At 50.7% G+C, this 12,509-nt stretch carries 12 protein-coding genes; 9 read left to right on the plus strand and 3 right to left on the minus strand.

Annotated features, from left to right (window positions below):
- Window positions 1-112: 112 nt before the first annotated feature.
- A complete protein-coding gene (locus tag IE055_RS16440) occupies window positions 113-1,432 on the minus strand; it encodes an acyltransferase family protein (protein WP_189402777.1) in 1,320 nt (439 codons plus the stop codon).
- A gap of 302 nt (window positions 1,433-1,734) precedes the next feature.
- On the opposite strand from IE055_RS16440, the gene IE055_RS16445 reads away from it, so the two are divergent.
- From IE055_RS16445 to IE055_RS16485, 9 genes are all read left to right on the plus strand, one after another.
- Window positions 1,735-2,397: a PspA/IM30 family protein gene (locus IE055_RS16445; protein ID WP_189402778.1), complete on the plus strand. Its 663-nt coding sequence runs from the start codon at window positions 1,735-1,737 to the stop codon at window positions 2,395-2,397.
- On the plus strand, window positions 2,390-3,712 hold the full coding sequence (locus IE055_RS16450) for a hypothetical protein (RefSeq protein WP_189402779.1): 1,323 nt from the start codon (window positions 2,390-2,392) through the stop codon (window positions 3,710-3,712). The genes IE055_RS16445 and IE055_RS16450 overlap by 8 nt, the downstream gene beginning before the upstream one ends.
- A gap of 250 nt (window positions 3,713-3,962) precedes the next feature.
- Entirely contained in the window at window positions 3,963-7,307 is a 3,345-nt protein-coding gene (gene pulA / locus IE055_RS16455; RefSeq protein ID WP_189402780.1) for a pullulanase-type alpha-1,6-glucosidase, read from the plus strand.
- 134 nt (window positions 7,308-7,441) lie between these two features.
- Window positions 7,442-7,972: an RNA polymerase sigma factor gene (locus IE055_RS16460; protein WP_189402781.1), complete on the plus strand. Its 531-nt coding sequence runs from the start codon at window positions 7,442-7,444 to the stop codon at window positions 7,970-7,972.
- A gap of 4 nt (window positions 7,973-7,976) precedes the next feature.
- A complete protein-coding gene (locus IE055_RS16465; RefSeq protein WP_189402782.1) occupies window positions 7,977-8,582 on the plus strand; it encodes a hypothetical protein in 606 nt (201 codons plus the stop codon).
- Window positions 8,579-9,460: a DUF4097 family beta strand repeat-containing protein gene (locus tag IE055_RS16470; RefSeq protein WP_189402783.1), complete on the plus strand. Its 882-nt coding sequence runs from the start codon at window positions 8,579-8,581 to the stop codon at window positions 9,458-9,460. Before IE055_RS16465 ends, IE055_RS16470 begins: the two co-directional genes overlap by 4 nt.
- A gap of 164 nt (window positions 9,461-9,624) precedes the next feature.
- The gene (locus IE055_RS16475; RefSeq protein WP_189402784.1) at window positions 9,625-9,843 is read left to right on the plus strand and encodes a (2Fe-2S)-binding protein; all 219 of its coding nucleotides are present in this window, start codon (window positions 9,625-9,627) and stop codon (window positions 9,841-9,843) included.
- Between the two features lie 136 nt (window positions 9,844-9,979).
- Entirely contained in the window at window positions 9,980-10,444 is a 465-nt protein-coding gene (gene bfr, locus IE055_RS16480) for a bacterioferritin (protein ID WP_189402785.1), read from the plus strand.
- A 98-nt stretch (window positions 10,445-10,542) separates the two neighbouring features.
- Window positions 10,543-11,520, plus strand: coding sequence for a DMT family transporter (locus tag IE055_RS16485; protein ID WP_189402786.1), 978 nt, complete (start codon window positions 10,543-10,545; stop codon window positions 11,518-11,520).
- A gap of 6 nt (window positions 11,521-11,526) precedes the next feature.
- On the opposite strand, the gene IE055_RS16490 is transcribed toward IE055_RS16485, so the two are convergent.
- The gene (locus IE055_RS16490) at window positions 11,527-11,943 is read right to left on the minus strand and encodes a hypothetical protein (RefSeq protein WP_189402787.1); all 417 of its coding nucleotides are present in this window, start codon (window positions 11,941-11,943) and stop codon (window positions 11,527-11,529) included.
- Window positions 11,944-12,172: 229 nt separating this feature from the next.
- On the minus strand, window positions 12,173-12,346 hold the full coding sequence (locus IE055_RS16495) for a hypothetical protein (RefSeq protein WP_189402788.1): 174 nt from the start codon (window positions 12,344-12,346) through the stop codon (window positions 12,173-12,175).
- Window positions 12,347-12,509: the final 163 nt, after the last annotated feature.

Raw genomic sequence — 12,509 nt, forward strand, 5'->3', positions numbered from 1 at the left:
ATTTAGTTCGAAAAGACTATCGCAGAACTTTTGGAATAACCACCATTTGTCAGTCAACTGGCGCAAATTTTTGTGACGATGGGCAGCCGATTTGATAATGAGGTGGTTAGAATTACTCAGCCTTTAAGGATGTACCGAACGCGGTCAGTAACAACGCCCCAACTACCGGTGCAGAAACTGCGAACCAATGGATCCCTAGCGGGCCGGAACCCGCAACCCCACCTGCGGCCAACATGGCCAATCCGCCACAAATCAACAGCGCACTCACTATCACTATCGCAATATGATTTTTGCGCTGCGTGCTGCCACCGACGGTCTTCTCTAGCCACATAAACAGTGGTAAACCAACGAACATCAGAATCAAAAACACCGCAACCCATACGGGTCTGAAAGCCCACCAATATCCTGTGCCGGGTGCAAAAACAAACACCTCAGGAATAAGCCAGAAGCACGCCCCGATCACCAACATCATAACGGTACTGTGCCATAAAAAAATCGGCATGATTAACCCGTTCACCAAGACCGTTGCAGTCCAAACTCGAGCATGACTCAGCCAGCGTCGCATCGGCGCCTCAAACGCCAACAACAGCCCTATTTGGGTCAATCCAAGCGCGATCAACGGCAACTTTGGTGGGGTTGTATTACTCATCGCTTCGCCAGGCACGCCAACCAGGCTAGTCGGATAAGGTCCAAATTGTGTCAGCAAAATAAGTGCCGTTAAACCAAATACCGCCATAGACCAAGAGCGCAGTTGGCCGCCAAGCTTGCCTTGCTGCCATGCGTAGCCCAATTGATGAACACCGCTCCACACAAAGAGATAGTTAAACCATGCCAGCGCTTGATACGGTGTATTAAAGAATACCCAGTCGCCGACCACGGCCAACAACATGGGTACCACGGCACTCCACATCCCAAAACGGTGCCAAGCGGCTCGTGTCAACGGCACCAGCATGACAATCACAAAATAGATTGCCAGAAACCAGACTGGCACCAGCGACACCTGCGAACCAATCTGTACAAAGGCTGGATGCACCTGCAGTAAATAGCCCGTAACCCCCAGCACTGCCCACAGCACAACCAATGGGATCACTGGTCCAAGTAGACGTCTCATACGCGACTCTAGCCACGCAGCGTAACTAAGCTGTTTAGCCCGAGCGCCATCCCAGGAAACACCATTTGAATAGCCACCGACAAAGAAAAACACCGGCATCACCTGAAACAACCAGGTCAACCATCGCGACCACGGCTGAATTTCCAATAGATGGTCCATGCTGGGCACACCGTTTAAGAAATAAGGCGCTGCCATAATCCAATGCCCCAGTACCACTGCCCCAATTGACAGTGCGCGCAATAGATCAACATAGCGATTTCGATCCGCAGGCGTTTGTTCCGCCATGGCGGCGGCACGTTTCCACATAGCAGTTTGCTGCATTATTTACCTCGTTGACTAGGGGGGCTTATCGGTAGTCTAGCGTGGATTCACTAGCAGAGCTTTAGATTTAAGCCTGAAGCTCTGCCTGCATACCGAGTACCGCCCGAATTTTGCAATACCCACACCTTGCTTAGCACGACGCCGCAAAACCAGCTCAATGCGAATAGTCTAATATATTTATACTTTCAGTGAAAAATACGCCACCTATGACCAAACAGTTGCCATTAACAATACCTAAACTCACGATGAACACAAGCGAGTCTCTGACTCTGATTAACGTATTGCCGAAATAGGAGGCACCCATGAAATTGATCAAACGTTTATCAACCACGCTCTCTGCGACGCTGGATTCCGCAGTGGGGCAACTCGAAAATCACGATGCGATCGTGGAAGCCACGATCAAACAAACGCGACAGTCAGTGGCCAAAACCAAAGCGCGGATCAATACGCTCAAGCAACAACTTAATGCTTACGAACAACAACTGACCGATGCACGTGAACAATATCAGCTGTGGACTGATCGAGCCGCCAAGCTAGCCGAATCAGATCAGTCGAAAGCACTACGATGTGTCGCCAGACGCAATCAATACGAAGCCGAAGTAGGGCGACTCAATCATGCGGCCTTGCAACAACGTGACCTGATTCGCGATGTTTCGCACAACCTAGAGAAACTGCAAGACAGGCTAGAGGAAATGACACACAAACACACTCTGATGCGGTCGCGACAAACCGTGGCCGATGTGAATCGCGCCGTGGCATCCATTGATCGCGATGAAAGCATCAACGATACCTTCGAACGCTGGGAGTCCATGGTGTTAGAACACGAGTTCGCCGTTAGCGACGCGTGTGCGAGAGACCCACTGGATCTGGAATTAACCCGCATCGAAGATGAGGCCGATCTCTTAGCTCAGCTTAAATTGATTCAGGCCGAACACACCCCACAACAGGAGCAGTCCCATGAATAACACACTCAACGAATCGACTTCTCCGCTACCGACAGAGGCGTCACCGAGCATGTTAGAAAAGTTCAAGCAACTTTGCACAGTGACGCAATTAATGCGCATCGGTGGCGCTTGCGCAGTCATGCTTTCAATGTCCTTGTTCATGCTCAAGGGTTGGAGTGAGGGAAATGACCTTTCTCGCTACCTTAAACTGTTGGCACAAACTGGCTTATTGACCGGCGTTGGTCTCGCACTGACTTTCATCGTTAAAGAAACCAAAGGGGCGCGCGTATTTTTTGGCTTAAGTCTATTTTCAGTCGTGGCCAACTTTACCATTTTAGGTGCGTTAACTTACTCCATGACGCAATGGGATGGCGGTTTAGTTGACTATCCATCAATGATGAAATGGGTGGTTATTGATCCGGTCACGTTCACACCGGTGTTCTTTGGCGCATTTGCCTTACTCGCCATGGTGACACGCTTTAGTTTCGCGATCTTCGCACGCCGGATCGCAGGCCCGTTAACGGTTGGCTTCTTACTGAGTTGCAGTATTTTATTGATCCCCGTGCGCAGTTCGCTCGCTGTCTGCCTGATTGCTACTGCTACCGTATTCGCTGCGTTGTGGTTGATCAAACGCTTCTCACGCGTAACAAATTTTGTACTCACACGTGAATCTAAAGCGGCATTGGGCTTGTTGTTACTTCCACCGTCCATCATGCTGATTCGCGCGCTAAGTCTGTATCAAATCGATGCCGTTATGGTGAGTTGTTTAACCGGCTTGGTGTATCTGTCACTGCGTTTATGGATTCGCCAACTGGAAGCCCCGAACACGCTTAGCAAAACCCTTCAGATTACTCAATACGTGACTAGCCTGGCCTTTACCGCCGCGCTGATAGAGCTGATTCCATACGCTGGGTTTGCACTGGAGTCGCTAGCGTTTGCGGCCGTGCTCTATTTGTTGGTCTACGACCAAATTAAGGGTTCCCACGACGCCAGTGCAAATGCCTGGATATTAAACGTCAGTGTGTTTCTGCTGGTGTTCAGCTGTTTATGGTCGGCATTAATTCATCCGAGCCTGTTACCAAAATTCACCAGTTTGTTTGCGGCGATTGGCGGTTTCGTGTTGACGCAGGCCACACGCAATTGCGTGGCAATGAATCAGATTGCTAACTTATCAGTTAGAGCCGGTTTAATCGGCAGCACGGTGTTGCTGGTGACACGCCTGCTGGCGGTAGTTAACTTGAGCAACTGGATGCTAATCGGTTTACTTGGTGTCACCTTAATCATTGCGGCATCACTGTATGAACGCTTTGGTTTGCGATTAAGTCGACACAGTTGATTCAATCGATATAAGCACGCAATTCGCGCGCGATGTCTTCGTATGACATCGCGCTTTTTTTCGGTGCAATGGGGTTAGCTGCATACGTATTCAATTCAAATTTGCCTCAAACTGGACCACAATGTTCGTGCTACGGCAATTGAGAGCGCTGCTTAACAGCGTCGCGGCCCAGCAAAGGGAGTTCCTTTAACCAGAATGATCGCTGCCAACAGAGCAATGACATTCGACCCTACTGATTGAGGATACTCTGATGGAGAGAAAACCTATACTACACCTGTGCAGAGCCTGGTGTGCAACCTTGCGCATCACCCTGCTAGGGCTGGCCTGTGGCCTAGCGCAAGCGCAAACCGACAACACACCCGCGCCCAGCACCGTCACCATCCCCGGCACCTTACAAGCATCACAGGGTTGTCCCGGCAACTGGCAACCGGAGTGTGCCGCAACGTATCTACAGTACGATGCAGCGGCCGACGTATGGAGTGCAAGCTTTGCGTTACCAGCCGGCAGTTATGAATACAAAGCCGCCCTGAATAACAGTTGGGACGAGAACTATGGCGCGAATGCCGAACGAAATGGACCCAACATCGGCCTGACGCTCGACAGCAGTCGCGACGTGCGGTTTTACTACGACCACAAAACGCACTGGGTGACCGACAATGTCACAGCCCGCATTGCTATCGCTGCCGGGAACTTTCAAGCGCACCTTGGTTGCGCTGGTGATTGGCAGCCAGACTGTCTGAATAGCTGGTTGCAAGACCCCGATGGCGACGGCATCTACAGCTTTACTACCGATGCCTTGCCTGCAGGCGACTATGAAGCCAAAGTCACGATCAATCAAAGCTGGGATGAAAACTACGGTGTCGACGGTGTTCCTGGCGGTGCGAATATCGTCTTTACCGTTCCGTCTGCTGGCACGGACATGCTGTTTCAATTTAATGCGGCCAACAACACCTTACAAATTGGTGTCGGTGACGCACCCAATGGTGACCTGCGTCAAGCGAAGGCATTTTGGCTAGATGCCAACACACTGGCTTGGAACACCGTCATCGACAGCACAGATCAACTCACCTTACACGCGAGCGCAACTGCGGAACTCGGCCTTGATCTGGATAGCGTCACAGGTGGCACAGATTACCCACTTGTCTTACTTGGCGGTCTGCCGGATCCCCTGAAGGCTCAATTTCGTCACCTGTCAGACTACACCGCGATATCATTGCCAAACCTGGATCCACAGACCAAACGCCAGCTACTCAAGACACAACTCGCGATTTCAATTCGCGATCAGGACGGCAAGCTAAAAGACGCCACGGCGATTCAAACCCCGGGCGCGATTGACGATTTGTTTGTGTTCGACGGGGAACTGGGACCGGTTTATCAAGACGACACGTTGTCGACGCACGTATGGGCACCAACAGCACAACAGGTCGATTTATTGTTGTACGAAGACAGCTCGCAAACCGAACCCAGTGCGGTCTTCCCGATGCAGGAAGACCCGGCAACCGGCGTGTGGTCGGCCAGCAATCTGGCTGACTGGGACCGCATGTACTATCGCTACCGCGTTACGGTGTACACAAAGGTCACACGGCAGGTCGAAGTTAACGAAGTAACCGACCCATACTCAGTTAGTTTGTCGATGAACAGCCGTCTGAGTCAGTTTGTCGATTTAGCGGACCGAGACCTCAAACCACGCGGCTGGGATTACCTGCGTAAACCGCGCCTGCGTGCCGCGGAAGACATCTCGATCTACGAGCTGCATGTGCGTGACTTTAGCATTCTTGATACCACGGTTCCGGAGCATGAACGTGGTACGTTCAACGCTTTCACACGCAATCATAGTCGGGGCATGCGGCACTTGCGGCGGCTATCGGCCGCAGGTTTAAGTCACATCCACTTATTGCCTGCGTTTGATATCGCATCGGTTAATGAAGACCGCAGTCAACAAGTCAGTATTGACGCCGACCTCAGCGTTCTGGCGCCGGACTCAGTGGAGCAACAAGCCGCAGTCGCAGCTGTTCAAAATCAGGATGGCTTTAACTGGGGGTACGACCCACTCCATTTCAATGTGCCGGAAGGCAGCTACAGCACCGACCCGGATGGCAGCAAGCGCGTTAGAGAATTTCGCGCGATGGTTAAAAACCTAAACCGTAACGGTCTACGCGTGGTGATGGACGTGGTCTACAATCACACCTCGTCGTTCGGTCAGTACGATCAGTCGGTACTTGATAAAATAGTGCCACAGTATTATCACCGCTATAACACCAACGGCGGTCTAGAAACCAGCACCTGTTGCGCCAATACCGCCAGCGAACATCGCATGATGGAAAAGCTCATGATCGACTCGCTATTGCTATGGGCCAAGGCGTATAAGGTAGACGGTTTTCGCTTCGATCTCATGGGCCATCATAGTAAACAAAACATACTGCGTGTACGTGAAGCATTGGATGCGCTGACATTGCGCGAGGATGGCATCGACGGAAAAAATGTCTACTTGTATGGCGAAGGCTGGAACTTTGGCGAGGTCGTCAACGACGCCCGCTTCGACCAAGCCACGCAATTGAACATGGCCGGCACCGGCGTTGGTTCGTTTGATGATCGCGGACGTGATGCGATTCGCGGTGGCAATCCATTCGGCGGCTATCGCGATCAGGGTTTTGGCACTGGGTTACACACCAATCCCAATGGCTACGGCGACGATCGATTGAGTGAACTATTGGTACTCAGTGACCGGACACGCAGCAGCCTGGCGGCAGGCCTTAAAGAATTCGCCTTTGAAACGCATACCGGTGAAATACGCAAAGCAGTCAATATTGACTACTTCGGTTTGCCTACTGGGTACACCGACGACCCTCAGGAGCAGATCGCGTACATCGCTGCGCATGATAACGAAACACTGTTGGATGGCATTCAAGCCAAGGCCCCGGACACGATGTCGATCGCCGACCGTGCACGCATGCAGAATTTCGGCAACGCGCTGGTCATGCTCGGCCAAGGAATTCCCTTTATTCACGCAGGTCAAGACTTTCTGCGCTCCAAATCCATGGACCGCGACAGTTACAACTCGGGTGACTGGTTTAATGCCATCGACTGGACGCTTCGCGAGTCAGGCTGGGGGAAAGGCTTACCGATTGCTGAGAAAAATGAAGAGAAGTGGTCGATCATCGCGCCGCTGTTGGCGAATCCTGACCTGAAGCCCGATCGCTGGCTGCAATTCAAATCCAGCTTGTACTTCCGTGAATTGCTGCGCATTCGATACAGCTCACCATTATTCCGTCTACGTGACCAACAAAGCGTCATCGATCAGGTGCATTTTTTGAATACTGGGCCTGCACAAACGCCCGGCTTGATTGTGATGCAACTCAACGGCGAGGGCCGCCATGCGAAGGACTTGGTGGTGCTGTTCAACGGCAGTAATCAGACCGTTAGCTTCGAACACGATGCGCTTGACGCGCCGCACTACTCATTGCACCCAGTACAGCGCTGGTCGATTGATCGCAGTACACGGCGGGCGTTTTACTCAAATCAACAATTCCATATCCCTGCCATGACGACGTCTGTGTTTATCGCGCATCGTGGTCATCATTCTATAAAGCGATAACTGCAACACGCAGATTCCCCTCAGTTTAAGGCGGTGTGTAACAACACCGCCTTTTTTTTGTGAATTTTGGTAGCCTGTGTAAACCTTTTTCACACCAGCCTCGTCTTACTTCTAAACAATCAGAGATTCACACAGTGCAAGCAAACGAGAACCAATTGGTTCTTCGTAGTAAGAACGGAGACCAAACAGCCTTTGAGAAGCTATACCGCGAGCACGTGGGGCGCATTTACGCCTTGTGTTTGCGGATGTGTGGACAAAAAGAACTGGCCGAAGACCTGACTCAAGAAGCTTTTGTTAGAGCTTGGCAGAAACTGGGTAGTTTTCGTGGCGACAGCGCCTTTGGCAGCTGGCTTTATCGCCTAACCAGCAACGTCGTTATCGGGCATTTACGTAAGCATGCCAAATGGCAGGAAGAACAATTTGTTGATCACACACACGAAAAGTTATTGGGTTCGCACACTGAAGAAGCACATCAGAGTGACATCAACAAAGCACTTCTGGGCTTGTCGCAGCAAGCCAGAGTGGTCCTGATTATGTACGAATATCTAGGGTATCAACACAACGAAATATCCGCGATAACGGGTATGGCCATCGGTACGTCAAAGACACACTTACACCGTGCCAAAGCCTACCTGGCGCAACGCGCCCAAGCACAAGCGAGTTAAAACTATGAATGACAAACAAAACAATCTGCACAGCAAGCAAGCGCTAGAGTCACTTGACTGGGACATCCAGCCAGAGCGCGATTTGTGGCCTGACATTCACTCACGAATCCGCTTCGCAGGCAAACCCGAATTAAGTTCAGATGACGAGACTACGATCGCCAGCACGGGCAACAACCAACGATCCGGTACCGTGGTACCGTGGACACCCATGGGGATAGCCGCGTGCTTGATGCTCGCCTTTGGTGCCTTTGTCATGTCGACCTTGTCCTACCAGCGTTCACAGGCCACCTACGAACTACAAGCCAGCTTTATTGACTATCAGAAAAGTCAGATCAGCTTGATCGAGCAGCAACACGCCCATGTTCGCGCTCAGTTTGTTGACATGCTGGCGGGCGTGCATGGCCCGGTAGATCCAGTGCTGGCCGCCGAAGTACGGTCCGTTTTGCTAACCATCGACAAAGCATCGCTGGAGCTAAAACAAGCGATTCTAGCGGAACCACTGAACAAGAATTACGCCACCATGCTGGCACGAACCTATCAAGAGGAGCTAAAACTCCTAAACCGATTCAAAACACGCGATGGCATTACATCGAATGAGGTATCACTATGAAAACGTTATTAACCCTAGTTCTGCTTGCGACGACATCCGTCGCACAAGCCGAACGAATTGATAGAACACTGGATGTGGACCCGACTGGTCTGATCCGCACCGAGATCATCGATGGCAAAGTGCTGGTTGAAGGCTGGAATAAACCGCAGATCCGTGTCACTGGCGATGTCGATAACGCACGGGACTTTGTGTTCAAAACCGATGGCGATGAAACGCTGATCGAGACCGAATCCAAAGGTGGCTTCTGGGGCGGCAATAATAGAGGAGGACATGCAAAACTGACCATCTATGTACCACGTCAGAGCGCGCTGTTACTGGAAGGTGTCTCCACCTCATTTGCCATCATCAAAGTGGATGGCCCAGTGAATACCAGTACCATGAGCGGTGATATCAGCCTCGACGGTGGCAAGGGTAAAGTCAAACTCGAATCTGTCAGCGGTGACATCGATATTGTGAACGCAACCGGCGATGTCAGTGTGTCTTCCGTCAGCGGCGATATCAAAGCACGAGTTGATGCAAGTGATTTTGAAGCACAGACTGTCAGCGGTGACATCGAAGGCGAGATTGGAAAATCTGAACATGTCGAACTTAACTCAGTGTCGGGCGATATCGAGGTGAGTTTGGCTCTGATTAACGGTGGCGAACTGGATGCCGACACAGTCAGCGGTGACATCGACATCACATTTGCCAACCAAGGCGATCTCCACGCCAGTTTTGAAATAGAAACCGGCCCTGGTGGTCAGGTCAAGAATCGCATTACAGACGACAAAACCACCAGTTTTATGTCGCTCTCAGGCTCATTGCAATTCAAACTCGGCCGCGGCGAAAGCGAAATCGATTTGGAAACCATGAGCGGCACGATCACCATCGACCGCTAACAGTATCCCCAGGCACTGAGCGCGGTACCCGTTCAGTGCCTGTTTCCCGCCAAAACCTATACTCCGTTAACATTAATAAGACTGATTCTCATTTACACTTCTACAAATTACTGCTAATCTAGCCTTGTAATTAGCAAAGTAGCTTTATTTCGAGCTTTAATCTTATGTTCGTCTGTTTATGTAAATCGGTCACCGACCACCAAATCAGAGACGCCGTCGATCAAGGTGTCACGTCATTCGACGACATGCAGTCACACTTAGAAGTGAGCACGGTTTGTGGCGCCTGTAGCTGTGAAGTAAAGCAGGTCATGGAGAAGAAACTAAAAACCGAATTACACACGCGCTCTACCGAAGTCTATCTCAGCACACCGGCGTTCAGCTAAGCGCCTATTTCCGCGAATTCAGCATTGTGGACTGCCTCGGTCCACGACAAAATTACCATTCCCTCACAACACGGTAGGCACGGTTTTGTGCTAAGCTTGGCGTCAGTATTTCCACTCAAGACAGGATCTTTTTGTCATGCAAGGCGACGCAAAAGTTATCGAATATTTAAACCGAGCCCTTAAAAATGAGTTAAGCGCGATTAACCAATATTTTCTACATGCACGCATGTACAAAAATTGGGGTCTGGAAAAACTTAACGAGAAAGAATACGAAGAGTCTATCGACGAAATGAAACACGCCGACATGTTGATTGAGCGTATTCTCATGATCGACGGCCTACCGAACCTGCAGGATATCGGCAAATTGTATATCGGTCAGAATGTACTCGAAATGCTGCAATGTGATTTGCGCCTCGAAGCGGAGGCTATTCCATTGCTAAAGGAGGCAATCGCGCATTGTGAGTCTGTGTCGGATTATGTCTCTCGCGACATTTTTTCTTCCATTCTGGAAAGCGAAGAAGAGCATTACGATTGGCTGGAAACTCAGATTGACCTGTTCAATAAAATTGGCGAGCAGAATTATCTGCAATCGATGATTTAATCTCGCGTTCACTCGCGTTAGAGTGAACTTTTATTCGACGGCGGCACCGAAGATGTTCCGCGTGCCGCTTATCTGACCGAGCTCTCGGTATACGACTTATGGCACAAAACACTCACGCTAATAAACCAGAGGGCGCCACCCTGGGTCTGGGCTTGGCTTTCGCCCTGTTTGGATTTGCCGTCTATTCAACACACGACGCGGTCGTCAAGCACCTGAAGGATTACCACGTTTTTCAGATCGTGTTTTTTGCCATGCTATTCAGTTACGTGCCATTTTCAATCGCACGGATTATTGGCGCGAAACCGCTTTCGTTGTCGCCTGCCAACCCCTTATTGCTGACTACGCGCGCGCTATTGCATGTCGGCGCTTTGTGCTTATCTTTCGTCGCCTTCTCCCTGCTCCCCATGGTGGAAGCTTATGTGCTGCTGTTTTGCACACCACTCATTATTTCTGTACTGGCAATTTTCTTCTTGGGTGAGAAAATCGCGCTGTACCGCTGGGCCGCCATTTTACTTGGGCTGATCGGCGTGATCGTTGTCCTTCGGCCTTCGCTCGACACAATTCAACTTGGACACGTTGCCGCGCTCGCTGCGGCATTTTGCAGTGCGTGCACGTCGGTCATCTCACGCAAGATTGGTGCCACAGAAAACATGGCGACAATGATCATGTTCCCATTACTGGCTACCATCATTGTATCCGGCATCGCGCTCGGATTCGTTTACAAACCAATGCCAATCACCGATCTAGGCTTGATGTTTCTGGTCGGGGCGCTCGGGTTACTTGGACAGTATGCGGTACTCACCGGCTACCGCAACGCACCCGCGGCATTCGTCGCACCCATGCAATATAGCCAAATCGTCTGGGCAATCGTGTTCGGCTACTTTTTCTTTGGCGAGACCATTGATCGCTGGGTGATTGTTGGTTCGGTCATTACCGTACTGTCTGGGATTGCGATTATTCTGCGTGAGCGCTATGTGTCGAAAGTGCAGGCAAACCTGAAAACACGCAACGGTCGAATGGTCGGTGCCCCAATGATGAAAAACAGTGAACAAAAAGAAGACGAGGACTGGCTGTAAGGTACCCTAGTTAAACTCTTCATCGTCGGCCAACTTCCACGTCATGCGCAAGCGTGGGCCACTGACTTCACGGACCTTAAATTCCGAGTTCCTGCGACGCAATTTTAATTGGACCTCTATGCGTCCATCATTGTCCAGAGAGTTCGCAACACCAAGCCAGGCTTTTTTATCTGCGTCGTAGTTCAGTGCTTCGAACATCGTGTGCCCGACCAAACCAGGTGACCAATCCGAGCGAATCACACTGGCCTCCAAACCTTGCTCAGCCTCAACAAACTGGATAAATATGGAGTCTTCGTCCAAACGCCAATAGTCGAGCAGATCCTGCACGTCAGCTTGTGCTGTCGCAACCGGTGGCAACAAAAGAATAAATAGACTGAATACGACTGCATGGTGCGCAACCGGTAGAACTCGATCATCAAACATAAAATCAACCTCGAATTTGCACATTGCGTGCGAGCAACGACTAAAATCAATACCGCAGTCCCAACACTCCTTTGTGTTTGACCCATACCCAGCGATGCGATCCACCTCTGGCTAGTGAAAACTTTGCTACCTAGCTTTGCTACTGTCAAGTCGGAGTACAAAGATCGACCTTCTAATGACGTTTTTCGGCAGCTATCACCCTATGATACAGGCTACCATCTCCACACGGTCAGTAGGTGAACCATTTAATTTCATACGAACTCTTAGTGGAATACAAACCAATATGCTGGGTATACGGTTTTAGCTCAATCTCGCCACTATCCCGGTTTGGACGCTGACCCTGAATACCATTTATCTGCGCATAAACGTGGCCACGGAGGACCGAGAGAAAACCACTATCCATCGGGTGCTCTACAAATCCCAAATTCATATACAAACGGATTGGTCGCCCCTCTCGAACCGCTTGAGTTACCTGTTCAAATACACCCGCCAGTACTTAGCCGTCAGCACTCTGATGGAACAGCAACTGCGGCGAACTGAGCGCCGCTCCGTGTGCTTGGCGCGCG

Origin of the sequence: Arenicella chitinivorans, assembly GCF_014651515.1 — a bacterium.
In the GTDB taxonomy this organism is placed as follows: domain Bacteria; phylum Pseudomonadota; class Gammaproteobacteria; order Arenicellales; family Arenicellaceae; genus Arenicella; species Arenicella chitinivorans.